Consider the following 22,971-nt stretch of genomic DNA (forward strand, 5'->3'; position numbering starts at 1 on the left):
CCTCCTGTTTTATATGGTTTTCTGGAACAGATGCCCCATCTTGATCTTTTTGGTGTGCAGGTAAAACGCGTCGTCCTCCTGCGGCGCGATCTCAATCGGCACGCGCTCAACGATCTCCACGCCGAACCCGTCCAGTCCGTAGATCTTTTCCGGATTGTTGGTCAGCAGGCGCAGCTCCCGCGCGCCGAGATCTTGCAGGATCTGTGCGCCGATCCAGTATTCGCGGAGGTCGGGCGCAAAGCCGAGCTTAACGTTGGCCTCTACCGTATCCCAGCCCACCTCCTGCAGCTCATAGGCCTTGAGCTTGTTAATCAGGCCGATGCCGCGGCCCTCCTGCCGCATATAGAGCAGCACGCCACGGCCCTCCTTTTCGATCTGCTGCATGGCGGCCGCGAGCTGCTGCCCGCAGTCGCACCGCCGCGAACCGAACACGTCGCCGGTCAGGCATTCCGAATGGACACGGCAGAGCAGGTTCTTCCCGTCCCCGATCTTCCCTTTGACGAGCGCGACATGGTGCTCGCCGGTCAGGTCGTTGACATAGCCGTAGATCTGGAATTCCCCAAAGCGTGTCGGCAGCTTGGCGCTGGCCTCGCGAACCACATGCTTGTCATGCCTGCGGCAGTAATCCTGCAGGTCGCGGATGGCAATGACCGCAACACCCCACTCGCGCGCCTTTTCGAGCAGTTCGGTCGTGCGCATCATGGTGCCGTCGTCGCGCATGATTTCACAGCACAGGCCGCACTCCTGCAGCCCCGCTATGCGGCACAGGTCGACCGTTGCCTCGGTGTGTCCGTTGCGGGTCAGCACGCCGCCCCGGCGCGCGGTCAGCGGGAACACATGGCCCGGCCTCCGGAAGTCCGCCGGCCCTGCGGCCGTATCCGCACACGCGCGGCAGGTCAGTCCGCGCTCCTCGGCGGAGATGCCGGTTGACGTATCCACATGATCGACCGAAACGGTAAACGCGGTATGGTGATTGTCTGTATTGACCTTGACCATCTGCTCAAAGCCGAGCCGAGCCGCGATTTCCGCGCTCATCGGCGTGCAGATCAGCCCTTTGGCATGGGTCGCCATAAAGTTAACGTTCTCCGTGGTCGCAAATTCCGCCGCGCAGATCAGGTCGCCCTCGTTCTCGCGGTCCGGATCGTCGATCGCCATGATCAGCCGGCCGGCGCGCAGCTCGTCAAGCGCCTGTTCGATGGTTGCAAAGTTTTGCTGCATGATTCCGCCTCCCTCTTTCTGTTAAAAGCCGTGTTGGCTGAGAAATTCCATAGTGACGTCCGTCTGCCGGGCGGTATGCGGGGCAAGCAGCTTTTCCACATACTTGCCGATCACATCGCATTCCAGATTCACCCGTTCGCCCTGCCGCTTGCCGAGCAGGGTGGTCTGTGCGCCGGTATGCGGTATGATGGACACGGCAAAGCCCTGTCCGTCCACCTGCGCGACCGTCAGGCTGACGCCGTCGATCGCAATCGAGCCCTTTTCCACAATGTACCGCAGCAGAGCCGTGGGCGTCTTGACCGACAGCCAGACCGCGTTATCCTCGCGGAGGAGCGACGCGACCGTCCCCGTGCCGTCGATATGTCCGGACACGATGTGTCCGCCTAACCGCCCGTCCGCGGGCATCGCGCGCTCCAGGTTGACCGGCGCGCCCGCGCGCAGCTCCCCCAAGTCAGAGCGGCGCAGGGTTTCTGCCATCACGTCCGCGGTAAACGTCCGCCCATCCAGCTCCGCAGCCGTCAGGCATACGCCGTTTACCGCTATACTGTCGCCGCACCGTGTCCCCGCGAGCACGGCATCGGCCGCAATCATCAGCCGCGCGCCCCGCGCGCCGTGCGCGATGCGTTCGACGCGCCCGACCTCCTCTACAAGTCCTGTGAACATGGCAGGTATCCCTCCAACAAAAAGTCCTCTCCAACCGGCTCGGCGGTCAGACCGGTCAGACGCCACGCATCTGCCATCCGAGCAAGCCCCTGCCCGCCGGCCGGCGTCCTGGCCGTGCTACCGCCGAGCAGCTTGGGCGCGATATACGCCTGCACCTTGCGGACGATGCCGGCTTCCAGCGCGGCGAACGCCAGCGTCGTGCCGCCCTCCAGCAGGATACTGTCCACGCCGCGCGCGCCGAGCTGCCGCATCAGCTCGCGCAGATCGACCCGTCCATCCCGCTCCCCGCAGAGCAGGATCTGCGCGCCCGCCTTTTTGAGCGCGGCAGCCCGCTCATTCCAGCCGACTGCCGCGATTATGGTCGGTATCTCGCCCGCGCTTTGGATCAGGCGGCTGTCCAGCGGTGTGCGCGCCCGACTGTCGCACACAATGCGCAGCGGATCACGCCCGCCAGGTATGCGGCAGGTGAGCAGCGGATCGTCCGCCAGCACCGTGTCCACGCCCACCATGATTGCGGAAAGCTGCCCGCGCACCTCATGCACTCTGCACCGTGCGGCCTCCCCGCTCACCCAACGGCTGTCGCCCGAAGCGGACGCAGTCTTGCCGTCCAGCGTCATCGCGTATTTATACACGACAAACGGCGTCCGGTGCTGGATAAAGTGGAAAAACACTTCATTCAGCCGCCAGCACTCCTGTTCCAGCACGCCGGTCTCGACCTCCACGCCCGCCTCGCGCAGCAGGCGCACCCCTTTCCCGTCGACGAGCGGATTAGGGTCCGTGCATCCGACCACCACGCGGGCGATACCCCGCTCCAAAATCGCGTCCGTGCAGGGCGGCGTGCGGCCCCAGTGGCAGCAAGGCTCCAGCGTGACATACAGCGTCGCACCCGCGGGGTCCTCCGTGCAGGCAGCCAGCGCATTTCGCTCCGCATGCGGCCCGCCGCACGTCTCATGCCATCCCTCGCCGATCACGCGCCCGCCGCGGGCGATCACACAGCCCACCATCGGATTCGGGCTGACCCGTCCCGCACCGCGCCGCGCCAGCTCGAGCGCCCTGCGCATCAGAAGCTCCTCTTGCAAACGGCATCATCTCCCAATAAAAAATGTCCCGAAAGCCGCAGACTTCCGGGACATATATGGCGCGCCGCCAAACAAAAAATCCTGAAACGCCGCGCGACGTTTCAGGACGGTAAACAAGCGAATCAAACAAAGGGGCATCCCCCTTTTGCTTTCACACTTTCTTCTTTCATCCAGACTATACTGTCGGCCTCGGAGTTCCACCGAGTCATGCTTCCGCCGGAAAGGCGTCCGCTCGCGGGCTGTACCGCCGGTAGGGAATTGCACCCTGCCCTGAAGAAATCTGTTTATTCGGTTTTCCTGCAGAAAGCTTTCTGCTCTTTCAGTATACACCCTTCCCCACAAAATGCAAGCATAAATTTTCATCTGGCCTCCGGTTTCTGCAGAAAGTGAGACAGAGCAGCCGCCCTGTCCCACTGTTCCGGCTTGTTCCCCTCGATCAGTCGTCGTACTGCAGCGCGTCGTAGCCCTCCGCGCCCGTGCGCACCTTGACCGCGTTTTCCACATCGTACACAAATATCTTTCCGTCGCCGATGTGGCCGGTGTACAGCACCTTTTTGGCCGTTTCGATCACAGTCTCGACCGGCACCTTGGATACCACGATCTCCATCTTGATCTTGGGCAGCAGCGTCACGTCCACCTCCGCGCCGCGGTAGTACTCGGGCGCGCCTTTCTGCGTGCCGCAACCGACCACATTGGTCACGGTCATGCCCGCAATGCCGATCTCGTTCATCGCGTTTTTCAGCACCTCGAATTTGGACTGCTTGGCAAGGATGACCACCTTGCTCAGCTTGTGTCCGCCGCTGGACGCTTCGGATGTAATCTTAGTGACCGGCACCGCCTGAGCGGGCGCGGCCGCGGCCGCAGCCGCTTCCCCTGTGTCGTCCTGCGCCGCCTTGGTACCCAGCACGGACGGAACCACCGGCATAAAGTCCGCATAGGCGGAGGGCAGGCCGTGCTCGGGCTTGTCAAGGCCCATGATCTCTTCGGCCTCGCTGACGCGCAGGCCGACCGTATGCTTGATGATCTGGAACACCACGGTCATCGTGACCGCGACCCACGCGATCACCACGGCCATGCCGAGCGCCTGGATGGCCAGCGCGTGCCAGCCGCCGCCGTAGAACAGGCCGACCGGCGCCACGTCGTTCGTACCGTAGGCGTAGTAGCCGAACAGGCCGACCATCAGCGTGCCGGTCGCGCCGCACAGGCCGTGTACACCGACCGCGCCAACCGGATCGTCCACCTTGAGCTTCTGGTCGATGAATTCAATGCCGAACACCACCACAAAGCCCGCAATGATGCCGATGATGGCTGCGCCGAAAGGTGTTACCGTGTCGCAGCCCGCCGTGATGGCTACCAGGCCGGCCAGCGAGCCGTTGAGCGTCATGGAAACGTCCGGCTTCTTGTAGCGCACCCAGGTCACGCACATAACCGTGACTGTCGCGACCGCCGCCGCCATGTTGGTGGTGACGAACACGCGCGCCGCGGTTTCAGCCGCGCCGTTCGACAGCGCGACTGTCGAGCCGCCGTTGAAGCCGAACCAGCAGAACCACAGAATAAACACGCCCAGCGCGCCTAGGGTCAGCGAGTGGCCGGGGATCGCGCGCGCCTTGCCGTCCTTGGTGTACTTGCCGATACGCGGGCCGAGGATGGCCGCGCCCACGAACGCCGCTACGCCGCCGACCATGTGTACCGCAGTCGAACCGGCGAAGTCATGGAAGCCAAGCTCGGCGAGCCAGCCACCGCCCCAGATCCAGTGACCGGAGATCGGGTAGATCACCGCCGATATGACCATGGAATAGATGCAGTAGGCCGAGAACTTGGTGCGTTCGGCCATGGAGCCGGACACGATGGTCGCGGCGGTGGCACAGAATACGGTCTGGAAGATCAGCGTCGTCCAGTCGTAGCCTTCGCCGACCACACCGTCCGCCAGAAGGTCAAAGCCGCCGAACACGCCGTTCATCGAACCGAACATGATGCCAAATCCGACCAGCCAGAAGATCGGCGTACCGAGTGAAAAGTCCATCAGGTTTTTCATGATGATGTTGCCCGCGTTCTTAGCCCGGGTAAAGCCGGTTTCCACCATCGCGAAGCCCGCCTGCATGAAGAACACCAGTGCGGCTCCGACCAGCGTCCACCCAGTATCCATCGAGGCGGCAAGGTTTACAAGGTCTTGCATGAGAAAATCCCTCCTAAAAAAATTTGGCGTGTATCTCCGGTCCCAAGGCCGGAAATACACGCCGTTGTGTATGATAATTTTTTACACACGAAAATTGCTTTGCCGCGCCCTTTGCCCCAAGGCTGTCGGGCCGCGTCATTCGAGTATCGAAACCAGACTTCTCCGGAACCTGGTTTCGTATACAGGGAGACTTTTCAGGTCCCCTGTCCGTTCAGGTATAAAACAGGATATCCGCGTAGGTCGGGAACGGCCAGTACTCCTTGCCCACCATCCGTTCCAGCGCGTCGGACGGCTTGCGTACGGCGTCCATGCACGGGAGTACCTCATCGTGGTAATAATGCGCGAGCGTTTCCGCGTCCGCTTTCGGCACAGCCTCCACGGCTTCCTCCAGCGTGGATACCGCGCACTCCAGCGCATCGTTCAGGGCGGATACCTGCGTCAGCAGGCGGGTTTCCGCGCCGCCCGCAAGGCCGAGCTGCTTCTTGGCCAGCGCGCCGTCCGCCACCGCGCGCTCGAACGACAGGCAGGCGGGCAGGATCTCGCGGCGCGCCATGTCGCGCATGGTGAGCGCCTCGATGTGCAGGGTCTTGTAATACTCCTCAATCACGGCCTCCTCGCGGGACTCCATTTCCAGCTTGGTATACACGCCGTGCGTCTCAAACAGACGGATGTTCTTTTCATCCGTGTAGTGCGGCAGCGCCGCGTCCGTGGACTTGAGGTTGAGCAGGCCGCGCTTTTCCGCTTCCGCGACCCAGCTTTCGTCGTAGCCGTTGCCGTTGAAAATGATGCGCTTGTGCGCCTTGATCTCACGCCGCAGCAGCGCGGTGAGCGCCGCCTGGAAGTCCGTCGCGCCGTCCAGCTCATCCGCGAACTGGCGCAACTCCTCCGCGACCGCAGTGTTGAGCATGATGTTCGGGCAGGCGATGTTGAGCGAGGAGCCCAGCATGCGGAATTCAAACTTGTTTCCGGTAAAAGCAAAAGGCGAGGTGCGGTTGCGATCGGTGGTGTCTTTCTGGATGTCCGGCAGCGCGGACACGCCGAGATCCATCTTGGTCTTGGCCACATCCGTGTAATCCCGCCCTGCCTCGACTGCATCCAGGATTGCCTGCAGTTCGTCGCCGATAAACATGGAGATGATCGCCGGCGGGGCCTCGTTCGCACCCAGGCGGTGATCGTTGCCCGCGGAGGCGACCGAGATGCGCAGCAGGTCCTGATATTCGTCCACGGCCTTGATAACCGCAGTCAGGAAGAGCAAAAACTGCAGGTTGCCGCTCGGCGCCTTGCCAGGCTCGAGCAGATTCTCGCCCGTGTCGGTCGAGATCGACCAGTTATTGTGCTTGCCCGACCCGTTGACGCCCTCGAACGGCTTTTCGTTGAGCAGGCAGACGAAGCCGTGCCTTTCCGCCACACGCCGCATGACCTCCATGGTGAGCTGGTTGTGGTCGGTGGCGATGTTGGTCGTGGTGAACACCGGCGCCATCTCATGCTGGCAGGGGGCGACCTCGTTGTGCTTAGTCTTGGCAAAAATACCGAGCTTCCACAGCTCCTCGTCCAGCTCCTGCATAAACGCCGCCACACGCGGACGGATGGAACCGAAGTAGTGATCCTCCATCTCCTGCCCCTTGGGCGGCATGGCGCCGAACAGCGTGCGGCCGGTGAAGATCAGGTCCTTGCGCTTGGCATAGTCCGCCTTGTCGATCAGGAAGTATTCCTGTTCCGGCCCGACCGTGGTCGTCACGCGCTTGACGTCCTTGCCGAACAGCTTGAGCACGCGGCACGCCTGCGTGCTGAGCGCGTCCATCGAGCGCAGCAGCGGGGTCTTTTTGTCCAGAATTTCGCCCGTATAGGAGCAGAACGCGGTGGGGATGTACAGGGTGCCGTCCTTAACGAAAGCGTAGCTGGTCGGGTCCCAGGCCGTGTAGCCACGCGCCTCGAAGGTCGCGCGCAAGCCGCCGGAGGGGAACGAGGACGCGTCCGGCTCGCCGCGGATCAGCTCCTTGCCGGAAAACTCCATCACGACCCCACCGTCGTCCGTCGGGGAAATGAACGAGTCGTGCTTCTCAGCCGTGATGCCGGTCAACGGCTGGAACCAGTGCGTATAATGCGTTGCGCCCTTTGAGAGTGCCCAGTCCTTCATCGCGGTCGCCACGACCGGCGCGACCTCGGCGTCGATCGCCGTACCCTCGCGCATGGTCTGCTTCAGCTTTTTGTATACGTCCTTGGGAAGACGCTCCCGCATCACAGTCTCGTTAAAGACCATGCTGCCGAACAGCTCCGGTACATTTTTCGCCGTATTCATATCGATTCGCTCCTTACCGTCTGTCAAATGGCAACAAAAAAGCGCCGTGGGTGTCATTCCCACAGCGCCTTTGCTGCTTACAAGCGCAGTATACGCGCCCCGCCGCAGTTTGTCAACCCCCTTTGGCCGGATTTTTTACTCGCTCACCTTTTTTGTTGCAATCTGCCGGTTTAATCCCGTCCCATCCCCTCCCGTTCTGGGCAAAGCGCAAAAAATCCGCATTTTCTTTTAAACCCGCTTGACGTTTGTGCGCGCCTGTTCTACAATAAAAGAACGGACAACGGCGTCCGCTGCAAAGGAGCATTCTGCTCGTTTGCGGCGGGCGCTTTTCTTTTTATCCTTTTCTGGAAAGCGAACCCGGCACGCCGGGCAACATAAGGAGGAAACACCAATGCTGCAAAAAGAAGGTCAGGTCCGCATCCCGGCCGGCTGCGCGATCTCCGGTATCTTCCACAAGGACGGGACACGGGAAACCGGGGAGCGCATCATCGCCTCCATCCGCCCCATGCATGACCGCTCGAACGGGCTGGGCGGCGGCTTCGCGGGCTACGGCATTTACCCGGAGTACGCCGACTACTATGCGTTCCATGTATTTTATGACACGCCGGAGGCCAAGGCCGCCTGCGAAAAGGAAATCGAACACCATTTCGACATCGTCGACCTGTCCAAAATCCCCACGCGCCGCCACCCGCGCATCACGGACGAACCCATGATCTGGCGCTACTTCGTCACCCCGCTGCACACCAAGCTCACCTCCAGCCAGCTTGATGAACGCGAATTCACCTCCCGCTTCGTCATCCGCATCAATCACACACTGGACGGCGCGTATATTTTCTCCTCGGGCAAAAACATGGGCGTGTTCAAGGCCAGCGGTTTTCCGGAGGACGTCGGCGAATACTATATGCTGGAGAATTACGAGGCTTACTCCTGGACCTGCCACGGTCGCTATCCGACCAACACCCCCGGCTGGTGGGGCGGCGCGCATCCCTTTGCCCTGCTGTCCACGACCGTCGTCCACAACGGCGAAATCTCCTCGTACGACGCCAACCGCCGCTTTATCGAGATGTTCGGCTACTCATGCGACCTGCTGACCGACACCGAGGTCATCACCTATATCGTCGACTACCTGGGTCGCAAGCTCGGCCTGACCTACCGCGAGATTGCCAACGTCATCGCCGCGCCTTTCTGGTCCACCATTGAAAAGCAGGCGCCGACCGAGTGCGAGCGCCTGACCTACCTGCGCAACGCCTTCGCCTCCCTGCTGGTGACAGGTCCGTTTTCCATCCTGGTCGGCTACACGGGCGGCCTGATGGCTCTCAACGACCGGCTCAAGCTGCGTTCGATGGTCGTGGGCGAAAAGGGCGACACGGTGTACATCGCGTCCGAGGAATGCGCCATCCGCGCCATCGAGCCCACGCTCGACCGCATCTGGGCGCCGCGTGGCGGCGAGCCAGTGATCGTCAATCTGCATGATGGAGGAAAGCAATAATGGCTATCGACTTTTTGTATCCGCAGTATGAGGTCGTGCGCAATTACGACCGCTGCATCGCCTGTCGCGCGTGCGAGCGGCAGTGCGCCAACGAGGTACATTTTTACGACCCCGAGTTTCAAAAGATGCAGGCCGACGAGTCCAAGTGCGTCGCCTGCCACCGCTGCGTTTCCCTCTGCCCGACGCGCGCGCTGAAGATTGTCAAGACCGACCATACCTTTAAAGAAAATGCGAACTGGACGGGCAAGGCCATCTCCGAGGTCTACCGTCAAGCTGGCACGGGCGGCGTGCTGCTCTCCTCCATGGGCAATCCGGAACCGTACCCTATCTACTGGGATAAGATCCTCATCAACGCCTCCCAGGTCACCAATCCCTCCATCGATCCGCTGCGCGAGCCCATGGAAACGCGAACCTTTCTCGGCAAAAAGCCTGGCAAAATCGAGCGCGACGCGGACGGCAACCTAGTACCCAACCTGTCTCCCCAGCTCGAGCTGCGCGTGCCGGTCATGTTCTCGGCCATGAGCTACGGCTCGATTTCCTACAACGCGCACGAGTCGCTCGCCCGCGCGGCCTGCGCGCTCGGCACCTACTATAACACCGGCGAGGGCGGCCTGCATCAGGACTTCTATCAATACGGCCCGCACACCATCGTGCAGGTTGCGTCCGGCCGCTTCGGCGTACATAAAGACTATCTGGAGGCGGGCGCGGCCATTGAAATCAAAATGGGCCAAGGCGCAAAGCCCGGTATCGGCGGCCACCTGCCCGGCCACAAGGTCGGTCCGGATATCTCGCGCACCCGCATGATCCCAGAGGGTACGGACGCCATTTCGCCTGCCCCGCACCACGACATCTACTCCATCGAGGACCTGCGCCAGCTCGTCTTTTCCCTCAAGGAAGCAACCGCGTACAAAAAGCCGGTGCTGATCAAGATTGCGGCCGTGCATAACGTGGCGGCCATCGCCTCGGGCGTGGCGCGCTCGGGCGCGGACATCATTTGCATCGACGGCTACCGTGGCGGCACGGGCGCGGCCCCGACTCGCATCCGCGACAACGTCGGCATCCCGATTGAGCTCGCGCTTGCGGCGGTCGACCAGCGCCTGCGCGACGAGGGCATCCGCGACCAGATTTCGGTCGTGGTCGGCGGCTCCATCCGCAACGCGGCCGACCTTTTGAAAGCCATCGCGCTCGGCGCGGACGCGTGCTACATCGCGACCAGCGCGCTGCTTGCGCTCGGCTGCCATCTGTGCCGCACCTGCCAGACCGGCAAGTGCAACTGGGGCATCGCGACCCAGCGCCCCGAGCTGGTCAAGCGCCTGAATCCGGACATAGGCTCACAGCGGCTGGTCAACCTAGTTACTGCCTGGGATCATGAACTCAAGGAAATGATGGGCGGCATGGGCATCAACTCGATCGAGGCCCTGCGCGGCAACCGCCTGATGCTGCGCGGCATCGGCCTGAGCGACCGCGAGCTGAGCATCCTCGGCATCAAGCACGCGGGCGAATGAGGAGGGAAACTGCATGAAACGAGTCTATGTCAATGAAAAATGGTGCCTGGGGTGCCATTTATGCGAATATTACTGCGCGTTCGCCAACTCGGGCAAGTCCTCGATGGTCAAGGCGCTCAAGGACCACAAGATCGCGCCCCGAATCCGCATCGAGGAGCGCGATAACATCTCCTTTGCGGTCAGCTGCCGCCACTGCACCGACCCGCTATGCGTCAAGGGCTGCATTTCGGGCGCGCTGTCCATCGTGGATGGGGCCGTGCAGATCAACTCGGACAAGTGCGTTGGTTGCTACACCTGCATCCTGTCCTGCCCCTATGGCGCGCTGTCCACTTCGAATGAGGGCGCGGTGCAGAAATGCGAGCTGTGCGCCAAAAACGCGTTCGGCCAGCCGATGTGCGTGCAGGGCTGCCCGAACAAGGCCATCGTATACGAGGAGAGGTGAACGCTATGAACTATGTCATCATCGGAGGCGGCACCGCCGCAGTCGGCACGATCGAGGGCATCCGCGCGGTCGATCAAACCGGCCCCATCACGGTCATTTCGGACGAGCCGTATCCGGTATACGGCCGGCCGCTCATCTCCTACCTGCTGCTCGGCAAGACCACGGAGGAGAAAATGCTGCGGTACCGTCCCGCGGATTTTTACGAGAAAAACGGTGTGACCACCCTACTCGGCCGCCGCGCGGCCAAGGTGGACGCGGCCGCGAAAACCGTCGTGCTCGAGGACGGCGCGGCCGTTCCCTATGACAAGCTGTGCCTGTGTACCGGCTCGCGGCCGTTCGTACCGCCCATGGAGGGGCTGGATGCGGTGGAAAACAAAACCAGCTTTATGACACTGGACGACGCCAAGCGATTGGACGCTCTGCTGGGCGCGGGGAACGATAGGCGCGTACTCATCGTGGGCGCGGGCCTTATCGGTCTGAAATGCGCCGAGGGCATCCAGCAGCGCGTATCCGAGCTGACCGTCATCGACCTGGCCCCGCGCATCCTGCCCAACGTACTCACCGAAGCGCCGGCCGCCATCATCCAGAAGCACCTGGAGGGCAAAGGCGTGCGCTTCCTGCTGGGCGATTCGGTCGCGCGGTTCGAGCCGCACACCGCCTATCTCAAGAGCGGCGGGACGGTTGACTTTGACGTCCTGGTGGTCGCGGTCGGCGTACGGCCGAACATCGAGCTGGCCGCCGATACGGGCTGCGCGGTCGAACGAGGGATCTTAATCGACGAGCATTCGGCCACGACCGTGTCCGACATCTACGCTGCGGGCGACTGCACGGTCTCGCACGACATCGCGGCCGAAACCGACCGCATCCTCGCCATCCTGCCCAACGCCTACATGCAGGGCGAGACCGCGGGCAAGGCCATGGCGGGCGGCAGCGCCTGCTTTGACAAGGCCATCCCGATGAATGCATCGGGTTTCCTCGGGCTACATATGATAACCGCAGGCTCGTACGACGGCGAAACCTACCTGGAGCAGGACGGGGAGCACTACAAGCTGCTCGTCACACGCGACAACCGTCTGGTCGGATTTATCCTCATCGGAGATGTGGACCGCGCGGGCATCTACACCTCGCTCATCCGCGAGCAGACCCCGCTTGACAGCATTGACTTTGATTTAATCCGCGAGAAGCCGCAGCTGATGGCATTCTCCCGCGCTGAGCGCGCGAAACAGTTAGGAGGCGCACACGGATGACCACAGCACATGCAAACCTTACCTATTATAAAGAACTCAATGAGCAGCTCCGTCAGATTGACGATACCGAAATCACCATTGAGAACGCGGTCGGGCAGCGCTATCTGGGCTGCGGCTCGTCCGGCAAGACCCTGACCATCCACGGCACGCCGGGCAACGGTCTCGGCCAGTACCTCAACGGCTCGACCATCGAGGTGTTTGGCAACGCGCAGGAGGCGGTCGGCGACACCATGAACGACGGCGACATCATTATCCACGGCAGCGCGGGCGATGTCTGCGGCTACGGCATGCGCGGCGGGCGCATCTTTATCCAGGGCGACTGCGGTTACCGCGGCGGCATCCATATGAAGGCCTACCAGGACCACTTCCCAGTGGTCGTCATCGGCGGCCGGGCCGGCTCGTTTCTGGGCGAATACCAGGCGGGCGGCCTCATCCTGGTACTCGGCATCGGGCAGGACGGCGCGTTCCCTGCCGGCAATTTCTGCGGCACCGGTATGCACGGCGGCAAAATTGTGCTAAGATGTGATCAGGCGCCCGCAGGCCTGCCCCGGCAGGTGCTGGTCAACGAGGCTTCTCCGGAGGAGGCTGCGTCCTTCGCCCCTTATATCGATGATTTCTGCCGGCTGTTCGGCGGCGACGCCGCCGCGCTCAAGGCGCAGAAATATTATGTACTTTCGCCCAATCCGGAAGCGGGCTACCATCAGCTTTACACATATGAAAGCTGAACGACCGAAGCGGGATATTGTGATTTTCAGAGAGGAGCGCGGCTTTATGGATACCACCGTCAGCGAAGTCGTACAATTTATTGCAGAAAATGATGTCAAATTCATCCGGCTCGCCTTTTGCGATATTTTCGGAAACCAGAAAAATATCGCTATCATGCCGTCCGAGCTGCCGCGCGCCTTTGCGCACGGCATCCACTTCAACGCCTCCGCGCTGCGAGGATTCCTCAACGTGGAGGACAGCGACCTGTTGCTCTTCCCCGACCCATCCACGCTGTCCATCCTGCCGTGGCGCCCGTCGCAGGGCCGCGTCGTGCGTTTCTACTGCGATATTAAGTATCCGGACGGCCGTCCGTTCGAGGGGGACGGGCGGAACATCCTGCGCGCTGCCTGCCAGCGCGCGCGGCGCGCTGGTTATTCGGTCACCATGGGTACCGCGAGCGAGTTTTACCTGTTCGAGCTGGACGAGACCGGCGCCCCGACCTCGCTCCCGCATGACCACGGGGAGTATTTTGATGTCGCGCCGCTCGACAAAGGCGAAAACGTGCGCCGCCAGATCTGCCTGACGCTCGAGGAAATGGGCATTCAGCCCGAGTCCTCGCACCATGAGCAGGGGCCGGGCCAGCACGAAATCGACTTCCGCTACGCGGACGCGCTCGAGGCGGCGGACAATTTTGTCACCTTCAAATGGGTGGTCAAATCCATGGCCGCGTCCAGCGGCCTGTTCGCCTCCTTCCTGCCCAAGCCGCTGCCCGACGCGCCGGGCAACGGCCTGCACCTGAGCATAACGGTCTGCAAGGATGGTCACAACCTGTTCCATCCGCGGTTCGATCAGGCGGACGAGGGGCGCAGCTTTGTGGCGGGCATCCTGCGCCACAGCGCGGAGTTGACTGTTTTCGGCAACCCACTGACCAATTCCTACGCCCGTCTGGGCGAGTTTGAAGCGCCCAAGTATATCACCTGGTCGCACCAGAACCGCTGTCCGCTCATCAGCATCCCACTGGCGCACGGCGATGCCCCCAACCGGATGAAGATCCGCGCGCTCGACGGCTGCATCAACCCGTATATCGTGTTTGCGCTGCTCATCCACGCCGGTCTGGACGGGGTCGAGCAGAAGCTACCGCTGGGTCCCGCCTGCGACGTCAACCTGTTCACCGCGCCGGCCGAGGTCGTGTCCCGCTATGATGCGGTACCCGCTTCGCTGTGCGAGGCGATCCGGCTGGCACAGCAGAGCCGCTTTATCGACGCGCATCTGACGGCGCGCACGCTGGAGGGCTTTTTCAGCGCAAAGCAGGTTGAGCACGACCGCATCGCCGCCGCCCGCAACCGCCCCGCCGCCGAGCATGAGATGTATTTCGCGCGCTATTGACCACAGGGCGCTTGCCGCCCGTACAATTTGACGGAAAGGGGGAGGCCCGCCTTGGAGCGCATTCTTCTCATATCCTCCACGCAGAAGTCCCAGGCCACGCTCGCGCAGTTCCTGGCCTCCTGCGGCATGCAGGCGCAGACCATTCCCACCGCTTCAGGCGCGGAGGCAAGGCGCGCCCTGCTGGACGGGATATTCGACATTGTTCTCATCAACACGCCCCTGCCCGACGAGTTCGGCCATGAGTTGGCGCAGGCCGCCGCGCACGAAACAGCCGCCGGTGTGCTTCTGCTCGTCAAATCCGAGCAGGCGGACGCCGTTTCCGAGTTGGTGGAGGCGGACGGCGTGTTCGTCCTGCCCAAGCCGCTCAGCCGGCCTCTGTTTTTCCAGGCGCTGCGCATGGTCCGCGCCGTGCATGCGCGTCTGGACGGGCTGCAGAAAGAAAACCAGCGCCTGCAGAGCCGCATCCAGGATATCCGCCTGGTAGACCGCGCAAAATGTATTCTGATCGAGCTGCGCGGCATGACCGAGCCAGAGGCGCATGCCTATATTGAACAGCAGGCCATGAACGGTCGCAAAAGCAAGCGGCAAGTCGCGGAGGAGATCCTCGGTCTGAGCCAGTTCTAAGCGGCTTTTTGCGCCCGTGCTGGCTATCTCAAGCGAATCGGAGGAGTTTTTTCGTGTCAATCCATGAAGAATGCGGCGTGTTCGGCGTCTACGACCCGCACGGCGACTGCGCCCGCACGACATACTACGGCCTGTACGCCTTGCAGCACCGCGGCCAGGAGGCCTGCGGCATCGCGACGATAAACGACCGCGAGCTTTCATTCCACAAGGACGTCGGCCTGGTCGGCGAGGTATTCAGCGCGGATGCGCTCGACCGGCTCGGCGGCACCATGGCGGTCGGCCATGTCCGCTATTCCACCACCGGCGGTACGCGCCGCGAAAACGCGCAGCCGCTGACCATCAAATATGTGAAAGGAACGCTTGCGGTGGCGCATAACGGCAACCTCGCGGGTACGACCGAGCTGCGCACTGCCTTTGAATACCGCGGCGCCATCTTCCAGACCACCACGGATTCCGAGCTGATCGCCTACGCCATCGCGCAGGAGCGGCTGCGCTGCCGCTCGGTCGAGGAAGCGGTCTGCCAGGCGCTCCGCGACCTGCGCGGCGCGTATTCCCTGATTGTCATGTCGCCGCAGAAGCTGATCGCCGCGCGCGATCCCTGGGGCTTCCGCCCGCTCTGCATGGGACGGCGCGGGGACGCTGTGGTTTTTGCCTCGGAAACCTGCGCGCTGAGCGCGGTGGGCGCAGCGTTTGAGCGTGAGCTCGACCCGGGCGAGATCGTGGTTGTGGAAAACGGCGGGGTGCGCTCCATCCGTGAAAACTGTGAAAACGCTTCCAGCCACATGTGCATTTTTGAATATATCTATTTTGCCCGTCCGGACTCGGTGATCTGCGGTCAGTCCGTCCACGAGGCGCGCCGCAACGCCGGCAGGTTCCTCGCGCGGGAATATCCGGTCGCGGCCGACGTTGTGATCGGCGTACCGGATTCCGGTCTGGACGCCGCGATGGGCTACGCTGAGGAGTCCGGCATCCCTTACGGCACGGGCCTGGTCAAAAACCGCTATGTGGGCCGCACGTTTATCACCCCCGGCCAGCAGAGCCGCGAGCAGGCGGTACGCATCAAGCTCGGCGCGCTACGGAGCTGCGTGCAGGGCAGGCGCGTAGTCATGATCGACGACTCGATCGTGCGCGGCACGACCTCGCGGCAGATTGTATCCCTGCTGCGGGAGGCGGGCGCGGCTGAAGTGCATATGCGCTCCTCCGCTCCGCCGTTTGTCTCCCCCTGCTATTTCGGCACGGACATTCCAGACAAGGACAACCTGATCGCCTGCCGGTACTCGGTGGAGGAGATCCGCGCGCTGATCGGTGCAGACAGCTTGGGCTTTCTCAGCCTGGACGCGCTGCACCAGATCGCGCCGGAAGCCGCCTGCGGCTTCTGCGACGGCTGCTTCACCGGCAAATACCCTATCAGTGTATAAAAAAGTCATGGCGAAAAACCGCCATGACTTTTTCTCTTTACAGCATTTGCAGCAATTCTATCTGTTCGCCGGACGGTCCGGTGAAAAACCAGTTCTGCAGGCCGCCGAAGGTGTCGGGCAGCACGCGCTTTTCCGGCGTGGTGAACGAAAACACACCCGCGGCCTTGATCGCCGCCACCACCTTGTCCAGATCATCCACATACACGGCAAAATGCGGGATGCTGCCGACACCCGAAGGTACCAGCTCGCCTGCCGGTGGCTGGATCAGCTCCAGCACCAGACCGCCGAACTCGACCAGCGCCAACAGCTTTTCACCCACGCTCGAACGCGCGGTGACCGTGCCGCCGATCTTTTCGTAAAACGCGATGCTTTCCTCCATGTCCGCCGTATTGACCGCCACATGGGCAAGCCCTTTATAGAGTTCTTTCATGGTCAATCCCCTCCTGTCATGATCCCATTATGCCACAGCGGCCTCTAAGGGCCGCTGTGGCATAATCATGTGAAATAAATATATAATAGTCGCTTTGCGGCTATTATACCATAAAGCTGTGGGGGCGGGAACCCCCTTAGCGGCTTGTCGCCCAAAAATCTACGCCAGCGGCTCGTACCAGGCGTCAATCCGTCTTTTCGGGTCAAACAGCTGCGCGTATTGCACGTGCTGATAGAGCGACAGAGCCGGCTCCGCCGCCGCGCCCGAGGAATCGCGCCACGCGCCGCCCGCCAGGTAATAGCCGTAGTTGTTGATGCACGGCACCTGCTCCCGCGCCGCGAGACGCAGCTGGTCATAGCCCGACACCGCGCAGCCCAGCGCGTCCAGCGCATAGGCGGACAGGTAGTTCGCGCTGATCTGCACCCCTGCCCGTTCCTCGATATCATAGTTCGCCCAGATGAAGAACGGCGTGGTCAGCTTGGCCTGCTTTTCCTCTCGTGTGCGAGCTGCCTCCGTATTGCCGAACAGATCGTCGTAGAAAGCGCTGGTCACATTCGGCTGGTGGTCCCCAAAAAAGATGATGGCCGTCGGCTCGTCCACCTGTGAAAAATATGCGACCAACTGCTCGACCGCTTCATCGCTGTACCGCACCAGCGACAGGTATTGATCCACCTGCGGGTACTTCCCCTCATATGCGCCGGTGAGACGGATACGTTCCTCAAATGCCGGATCGTCAGACGGCCCATATCCCCCATGGTTTTGCATCGTGACGTTGAACACAAACAGCGGCTCGCCCGCCGGCTTTGCCTCGTACAACTCGATGATCTTCCGGTAATCTGCACTGTCGCTGATATAACCGCGCAGCCGCGCGGCATCGTCCGAAAAATCCGTTTCGTACAACTGGCGGTCAAAACCCAAGCGCTCATAGACCTGCTGGCGATTCCAGGAGGTCGCCAGATAGGGGTGGAGGGAAACCGTCTGGTAGCCCTGCGCCTCCAGGCCGGATACCAGCCCCGGCGTTTCACTCTTGACATACATTTGATAGGGCGAGCAGCCGAACGGCAGGAAGGCCATGGTATCCCCTGTCAGCACCTCGAACTCGGTCGTCGCCGTGCCGCCGCCGAACGTGGATACCAGCAGGTCGCCGCTGATCGTATTCTCCGCTTCCGCCAGAGAGTGAATAAAGGGCATATAATCCTCATTCGTCTCAAAATCGCCGATGCTTTTGAGGTCGGCAAAGGATTCATTCATAATCATGATAATATTGGGCTGCACTGCTCCGGACCGGCCGGCATACGCCTGCGCCGCCTGTTCCAGCACCGTCTCCGAATAGCCCGCGGGCTTTTTCACAACCGCATTCTCCGCCGTGCGGCAGAAGTAATACCACTCGCTGTATTCCAGATTGCCCTGCCAGAAGCCGAAGCTGTTTCCGGCAAGCCCCAGCCCATAGAGCCAGCATCCCATCAGCAGGGAGCAGGCCGCGAACTGCCAGCGCCGTGGCGCGGACGCCGGACGCCGCACCCGCCAGACCGCAGCACAGAGCAACGCCGCGATCGCCACGGTCTGCAGGACCGAAAGCTCGACCGGCACCGAGTAGCTCGCCGCTACATTTTTGGCCGTGCCGACGGCGAACAAATCGCTCAGCAGGACCGGCGTGCCGCGGAACACGGTCACATAATGGTCGATCAGCGCATATACCATCGTGATGCCCATGCCGATGCACACCGTGAGCCGTATATTGCAGACGATCCAATAGACGATGCCGAAAATCGCCGCATGGTAGACATATCCCTGCCAGATCTGTACGTTGCCGATCAGGATACCGCCCTTGACCACATACTCGGTCAGCAGCAGGGCGAACGACGATGCGGAGAGCAGCACCAGTACATCGTGTATCAGCAGCTCGGGCGCGGTCGCTCTTTTTCGGGGCCGCAGCACAAGCGGCAGGCCGGTCAGGATGCCGAGCGGCCACTGGCTCTCCGGCCGGTAATGGATCGAGCCCTTGCGCAGCAGGTACACTGCGGCATAAAATACCGCCGCCGCCAAGGCGATATCCACGACATAACCAATTATTTTCCCAATCTTTTCTCGTTTTTTACATTCGGGACACACGTTTGCTTTCTCCTTTTTCCGCGATACAGGAAAGCCGCTGCAGCATCCGCCGCAACGGCTTTTACGGGCCAAGGCCCGTTACGCTTCCGCGTCCTTCTCCTCGCGGGTGACCGCGATGGAAAGATCGTCAAGCTGCTTTGCGTCCACCACGTCCGGACAGGACATCATCAGGTCGGACGCGTTCTGCACCTTGGGGAAAGCGATCACGTCGCGGATGGAGTCCAGCCCCGCGAGCAGCATACACAGACGGTCCAGGCCGTAGGCCAAGCCGCCGTGCGGGGGCGCGCCGTAGGAGAACGCTGTGATCAGATGGCCGAATTGCTCTTTCGCGCGCTCCTCGGTGAAGCCGAGCGCCTCGAACATCCTGGTCTGCAGCGCGGGATCGTGGATACGGATCGAGCCTCCGCCCAGCTCACAGCCGTTGAGGATGATATCGTACGCCTTGGCGCGCACCTTAGCCGGATCGGTGTCCAGCAGCGGGATATCCTCGTCCATCGGCGCAGTGAACGGGTGGTGCTTGGCGACCAGGCGGTCCTCCTCCTCGCTGTACTCGAACTGCGGGAACTCAGTGACCCACAGCAGCTTGTAATCGTCCTTTTTGGCAAGGCCGAGACGCTTGGCCAGCTCGCAGCGCAACGCGCCGAGCGAAACCAGCGCGGTCTCCTCGGAAGCGTCTGCGACAACGAACAGCACGTCGTTTTCGTGCATATCCGCGCGCTCCTTGATGGCCGCGATCTCGTCCTCGGTCAGGAACTTGGCAAAGGAAGAGGTCATGGTGCCGTCCGCCGCGACCTTCATCCACGCCAAGCCCTTGGCTCGGTAGGTCTTGACGAAGTCGGCCAGCTTGTCGATCTCCTTGCGCGGGAACTTGTCCGCGTAGCCGCCCAAGTTGATCAGCCGCACGGTGCCGCCGGACTCGACCGCGCCCTTGAACACACCGAAGCCGCAGTTCGCCGCGATGTCGGAAATATCGCGGATCTCAAAGCCGAAACGGGTGTCCGGCTTGTCTGAGCCGAAGCGGTCCATGGCCTCGCGCCAAGTCAGGCGCGGCAGCGGGAGCTGGATGTCCACGTCCAGCACTTCCTTGAACACGCGCTGGAGAAAGCCCTCATTGACCGCGATCACGTCGTCCTGCTCGACAAAGCTCATCTCGAGGTCGATCTGGGTGAACTCGGGCTGGCGGTCGGCGCGCAGGTCCTCGTCGCGGAAGCAGCGGGTGATCTGGATATAGCGGTCCATGCCCGCGAGCATCAAAAGCTGCTTGTACTGCTGCGGGGACTGCGGCAGGGCGTAGAACTTGCCCGGATGCACGCGGGAGGGTACGAGATAGTCGCGCGCACCCTCGGGCGTGGACTTGGTGAGCATCGGGGTTTCGATCTCGAGGAAACCCTGCTCGTCAAAGTAGTTGCGAGCCACCTGGGTGACGCGGTGGCGCAGCATCATATTGCGCTGCATGGAGGGGCGGCGCAGATCGAGATAGCGGTACTTGAGCCGCACCTGATCGCCGACCTCCTTGCTGTCGTCGATCTCGAACGGGGTGGTTTCCGCGCGGGACAGGATGCGGAGCTCCTCCGCGACGATCTCGACCTCGCCGGTCGGCATCTTCCTGTTGATTGCCGCTTCGTCGCGCGCAACCAGCTTGCCGCGCACAGCTACCACAAACTCGGTGCGGCAGGTAAAAGCGACATCGAACAGGCCGGCGTTGACCGACTTGTCGAACGTACACTGCACGATACCCGCACGGTCGCGCACGAGCAGAAACAGCACGCCGCCGTTGTCGCGCACACGGTCGACCCAGCCGTTGACCGTCACTTCCCGCCCCACGTCGGACAGACGCAGTTCACCGCACATGTGCGTGCGTTTCATCCCTGAAATAGAGGTTTCGTTCATGTTCTATCAATCCTTATCAAATGTTATTTGTTATCGTCTTTCGTATGCAGCGAGGGACACACATGATTCCAGTAGCCTGCAATCATAGTGACAATCCCGCAAATCAGAAGGAAAATGCTGATGAGCACCAAAGCAAGCGACAGGCTCTCGCCCATGTCCGCTGTGTGCGGCATCCAGTAAAGCAGTACGCCGAGCAACACGGTCTGCATGCCCAGCAGCATCTGCGCACAGCCCCAAACCAGTTGTTTCACCGTTCGTCCTCCCCGTCATCCTGCCTGTCCTGCGCACGGACCTGTCGCACCAGCGAAACCGCCTGTCCCAAGCCGACCAGCAGCAACGGCACGAACACGACCCATTGACCTTCCACAAAGGCAAGCGCCATCCCCGTGATGCAGGCGATCAGCGTATAGGCCGGCCGCATGATTTATACCCTGTCACAAATGACTTTGCCCTGGTTTTTCGCGGCCAGTCCCGCTTGGATGCGGACGACCGCCTCCTTCAGCGATACCTTGACCTGCTCGCCGGTCTCCATATCCTTGACCGCGACAACACCCTCCCTGATCTCGTCCTCCCCGTGGAATATCACATAGGGGATGCCGAGCTTGTCCGCGTAGCCGATCTTGTGCTTGAACTTTTTCTGCTCGCTGTAAAGCTGGGTGCGGATACCCGCGCCGCGCAGGCTGGTCGCCAGCGCGATCGCCGCGCCCATGTCGTCAGTCATGGGCAGGATGAGCACGTCCGCGGGCGCGCGGTTCATCTTGTCGTTCAGGTAGCCCTGCTCGCCCAGCACATAGAACAGGCGCGTCAGGCCAATCGAGATGCCCACGCCCGGCAGCTGCTTGTCCGTATAGTATTCCGCGAGGTTGTCGTACCGGCCGCCCGAGCAGATCGAGCCGATCTCCGGATGGTCGAGCATCGCAGTCTCGTACACCGTGCCGGTGTAGTAATCCAGCCCGCGCGCGATGGTCAGGTCGATCTCAAAGTGGTCGTCCGGCACGCCGAAAGCCTGCATGTACCGCGCGACGGTTTTCAGCTCGTCCGCGCCCTGGTCGAACACCTCGTTTTTGCCCTTGTAGCCCTCGAGCGCGGCGAGGATGCCCGCCGTGCCGCCCGGGGTGGCGATGAACGCCAGCAGTTCGTCTGCGGTTTCGGCGGCCACGCCGAAGTCGTCCACCAGGATGGCCTTCACCCTTTCCGCGCCGATCTTTTCCAGCTTGTCAATTGTGCGCATCACGTCACCCGCCTTGTCGGTCAGGCCGAGGATGGCGAAAAAGCCGTTCAATACCTTGCGGTTGTTGATGCGGATTTTGAAGCGCTCGAGTCCCAGCGCGGTAAAGGTCTTGTAGATAATGCTCGGCACCTCGGCCTCGTTGATGATATCCAGCTTGCCGTCGCCGATCACGTCGATATCCGCCTGATAGAACTCGCGGAAGCGGCCGCGCTGCGCGCGCTCGCCGCGGTAAACCTTACCGATCTGGAAGCGGCGGAACGGGAACGTCAGTTCGCCGTAATGCTGGGCGACGTATTTCGCCAGCGGCACGGTCAGGTCGAAGCGTAGGGACAGGTCGCTGTCGCCCTTGGTGAAGCGGTAGATCTGCTTCTCGGTTTCGCCGCCTCCCTTGGCCAGCAGCACCTCGGAGGACTCGATCAGCGGGGTGTCCAGCGGATAAAAGCCGTACAGTGCATAGGTTTCGCGCAGCACCTGCATGATGCGCTCCATCTGCACCTGCGGCGCGGGCAGCAGTTCCATAAAGCCGGACAGGGTTCTCGGTTTCACTTTTTCCATAGCGTTTTGATTCTCCTCAAGACAGACGGATGCACCGAACGGGCGCAGGCCCATCCGGTGCAGTTGTGTCCTATTGTTATTTTCTCGAACTGTTTTTCGGATTTACGATATTTCGCCAGTCCAGATCGCCGCGGTCCAAGCCGAGGATGAGCATTTCAGCCGTTGCCGAATTGGTCGCGATCGGGATATTATGCATATCGCACAGCCGCGCGATCGCATGGAGGTCCGGCTCGTACTGCGAATTGGACATCGGATCGCGGAAGAACAGGACAAGGTCGATCTCATTGTAAGCAACGCGCGCGGAGATCTGCTCCTCGCCACCCTGCATGCCCGCAAGGCACTTGTCTATTTTCAGTCCGGTCGCTTCTTCGACGAATTTTCCCGTCGTGCCGGTTGCGCAGATATTATGTTTTGCCAGGACGCCGCAATACGCCATGCAGAACTGTACCATCAATTCCTTTTTGCGGTCGTGCGCGATTAATGCAATATTCATTTCAAGGAC

At 61.6% G+C, this 22,971-nt stretch carries 20 protein-coding genes and 1 riboswitch; of the genes, 8 read left to right on the top strand and 12 right to left on the bottom strand.

What is annotated here, in order from left to right; genetic code table 11:
• Positions 1–9: 9 nt before the first annotated feature.
• The 5 genes from H8S45_RS03945 to H8S45_RS03965 form a co-directional block, all read right to left on the bottom strand.
• The gene (locus H8S45_RS03945; protein WP_054326855.1) at positions 10–1,218 is read right to left on the bottom strand and encodes a bifunctional 3,4-dihydroxy-2-butanone-4-phosphate synthase/GTP cyclohydrolase II; all 1,209 of its coding nucleotides are present in this window, start codon (positions 1,216–1,218) and stop codon (positions 10–12) included.
• A 21-nt stretch (positions 1,219–1,239) separates the two neighbouring features.
• Positions 1,240–1,881, bottom strand: coding sequence for a riboflavin synthase (locus tag H8S45_RS03950; RefSeq protein ID WP_054326854.1), 642 nt, complete (start codon positions 1,879–1,881; stop codon positions 1,240–1,242).
• The gene (ribD, locus tag H8S45_RS03955) at positions 1,863–2,960 is read right to left on the bottom strand and encodes a bifunctional diaminohydroxyphosphoribosylaminopyrimidine deaminase/5-amino-6-(5-phosphoribosylamino)uracil reductase RibD (protein WP_390126114.1); all 1,098 of its coding nucleotides are present in this window, start codon (positions 2,958–2,960) and stop codon (positions 1,863–1,865) included. Before ribD ends, H8S45_RS03950 begins: the two co-directional genes overlap by 19 nt.
• A 154-nt stretch (positions 2,961–3,114) precedes the next feature.
• Positions 3,115–3,242: riboswitch (FMN riboswitch) on the bottom strand.
• 154 nt (positions 3,243–3,396) lie between these two features.
• Positions 3,397–5,136, bottom strand: coding sequence for an ammonium transporter (locus tag H8S45_RS03960; RefSeq protein WP_147573964.1), 1,740 nt, complete (start codon positions 5,134–5,136; stop codon positions 3,397–3,399).
• 211 nt (positions 5,137–5,347) lie between these two features.
• Positions 5,348–7,435 carry a glutamine synthetase III family protein gene (locus tag H8S45_RS03965; RefSeq protein ID WP_107630854.1) on the bottom strand — a complete coding sequence of 696 codons (2,088 nt, stop codon included), beginning with the start codon at positions 7,433–7,435 and terminating at the stop codon, positions 5,348–5,350.
• 391 nt (positions 7,436–7,826) lie between these two features.
• Between H8S45_RS03965 and H8S45_RS03970 the strand changes: the two genes are divergently transcribed.
• Genes H8S45_RS03970 through purF form a run of 8 tightly spaced genes read left to right on the top strand, consistent with a single transcriptional unit; the run spans position 7,827 to position 16,251 of the window.
• Positions 7,827–8,924, top strand: a complete 1,098-nt coding sequence (locus H8S45_RS03970) for a class II glutamine amidotransferase (protein WP_107630855.1) — start codon at positions 7,827–7,829, stop codon at positions 8,922–8,924.
• Positions 8,924–10,429, top strand: a complete 1,506-nt coding sequence (locus H8S45_RS03975; protein WP_054326852.1) for a glutamate synthase-related protein — start codon at positions 8,924–8,926, stop codon at positions 10,427–10,429. The genes H8S45_RS03970 and H8S45_RS03975 overlap by 1 nt, the downstream gene beginning before the upstream one ends.
• 13 nt (positions 10,430–10,442) lie before the next feature.
• Positions 10,443–10,871 carry a 4Fe-4S dicluster domain-containing protein gene (locus tag H8S45_RS03980; protein ID WP_186949597.1) on the top strand — a complete coding sequence of 143 codons (429 nt, stop codon included), beginning with the start codon at positions 10,443–10,445 and terminating at the stop codon, positions 10,869–10,871.
• A gap of 5 nt (positions 10,872–10,876) precedes the next feature.
• Positions 10,877–12,118, top strand: coding sequence for an NAD(P)/FAD-dependent oxidoreductase (locus H8S45_RS03985; RefSeq protein ID WP_186949599.1), 1,242 nt, complete (start codon positions 10,877–10,879; stop codon positions 12,116–12,118).
• The gene (locus H8S45_RS03990) at positions 12,115–12,843 is read left to right on the top strand and encodes a GltB/FmdC/FwdC-like GXGXG domain-containing protein (RefSeq protein WP_054326849.1); all 729 of its coding nucleotides are present in this window, start codon (positions 12,115–12,117) and stop codon (positions 12,841–12,843) included. The genes H8S45_RS03985 and H8S45_RS03990 overlap by 4 nt, the downstream gene beginning before the upstream one ends.
• Positions 12,844–12,889: 46 nt before the next feature.
• Entirely contained in the window at positions 12,890–14,209 is a 1,320-nt protein-coding gene (locus tag H8S45_RS03995; RefSeq protein WP_147573963.1) for a glutamine synthetase family protein, read from the top strand.
• A 51-nt stretch (positions 14,210–14,260) separates the two neighbouring features.
• Positions 14,261–14,833, top strand: coding sequence for an ANTAR domain-containing response regulator (locus H8S45_RS04000; protein ID WP_054326848.1), 573 nt, complete (start codon positions 14,261–14,263; stop codon positions 14,831–14,833).
• A 53-nt stretch (positions 14,834–14,886) separates the two neighbouring features.
• Positions 14,887–16,251 (top strand): amidophosphoribosyltransferase, encoded by a 1,365-nt coding sequence (gene purF / locus H8S45_RS04005; protein WP_186949602.1) that lies wholly within the window; start codon positions 14,887–14,889, stop codon positions 16,249–16,251.
• A 37-nt stretch (positions 16,252–16,288) separates the two neighbouring features.
• Here purF and H8S45_RS04010 read toward each other — a convergent pair whose 3' ends face one another.
• The 7 genes from H8S45_RS04010 to H8S45_RS04040 all read right to left on the bottom strand — a co-directional run bounded on the left by H8S45_RS04010 (position 16,289) and on the right by H8S45_RS04040 (position 22,962).
• A complete protein-coding gene (locus tag H8S45_RS04010; protein WP_054326847.1) occupies positions 16,289–16,681 on the bottom strand; it encodes a VOC family protein in 393 nt (130 codons plus the stop codon).
• A 159-nt stretch (positions 16,682–16,840) separates the two neighbouring features.
• Entirely contained in the window at positions 16,841–18,793 is a 1,953-nt protein-coding gene (locus H8S45_RS16730; RefSeq protein WP_147573961.1) for an LTA synthase family protein, read from the bottom strand.
• 78 nt (positions 18,794–18,871) lie between these two features.
• Positions 18,872–20,683 carry an aspartate--tRNA ligase gene (gene aspS, locus H8S45_RS04020; protein WP_054326844.1) on the bottom strand — a complete coding sequence of 604 codons (1,812 nt, stop codon included), beginning with the start codon at positions 20,681–20,683 and terminating at the stop codon, positions 18,872–18,874.
• Positions 20,684–20,706: 23 nt separating this feature from the next.
• Entirely contained in the window at positions 20,707–20,934 is a 228-nt protein-coding gene (locus tag H8S45_RS04025) for a hypothetical protein (protein WP_054326843.1), read from the bottom strand.
• Positions 20,931–21,104, bottom strand: a complete 174-nt coding sequence (locus H8S45_RS04030; RefSeq protein ID WP_153802379.1) for a hypothetical protein — start codon at positions 21,102–21,104, stop codon at positions 20,931–20,933. Before H8S45_RS04030 ends, H8S45_RS04025 begins: the two co-directional genes overlap by 4 nt.
• A gap of 3 nt (positions 21,105–21,107) precedes the next feature.
• On the bottom strand, positions 21,108–22,469 hold the full coding sequence (gene hisS, locus H8S45_RS04035; RefSeq protein ID WP_054326842.1) for a histidine--tRNA ligase: 1,362 nt from the start codon (positions 22,467–22,469) through the stop codon (positions 21,108–21,110).
• Between the two features lie 76 nt (positions 22,470–22,545).
• On the bottom strand, positions 22,546–22,962 hold the full coding sequence (locus tag H8S45_RS04040) for a methylglyoxal synthase (RefSeq protein ID WP_054326841.1): 417 nt from the start codon (positions 22,960–22,962) through the stop codon (positions 22,546–22,548).
• Between the last annotated feature and the right edge of the window lie 9 nt (positions 22,963–22,971).

The sequence above is a fragment of the Agathobaculum faecis genome (assembly GCF_014287995.1).
Lineage (GTDB): Bacteria > Bacillota > Clostridia > Oscillospirales > Butyricicoccaceae > Agathobaculum > Agathobaculum ammoniilyticum.